The following is a 238-nucleotide window of genomic DNA, read 5'->3' as shown; positions in this document are numbered from 1 at the left end:
CCGGCAGCAAATCTTGAAGATCCATCGGCCCGGACGTTTCCGGTTATCAGATATTTATCGAACAATCCCAGGTTTAACCGGCCAAAGTATGACTCCTGGGCATTCTGACTTTTTGAGCCTGAGTTAATAGCAGAAGTTGGAACACCGCTGCTTATCGTCTGCACATTGTTGGACGGGAAATTATTGCGTTCCGCACTTACATTCTCGCCTTTGCTCAATTGCGCCTCGTGTCCCACCA

At 48.7% G+C, this 238-nt stretch carries 1 protein-coding gene; it reads right to left on the bottom strand.

What is annotated here, in order from left to right:
- Positions 1 to 238, bottom strand: a 238-nt coding sequence (locus F1003_RS17140; RefSeq protein ID WP_235898444.1) for a hypothetical protein, incomplete at both ends; no start/stop codon positions are given.

The sequence above is a fragment of the Winogradskyella ouciana genome (genome assembly GCF_009709615.1).
In the GTDB taxonomy this organism is placed as follows: Bacteria; Bacteroidota; Bacteroidia; order Flavobacteriales; family Flavobacteriaceae; genus Winogradskyella; species Winogradskyella ouciana.
This window is presented reverse-complemented; position numbering and strand designations above follow the sequence as displayed.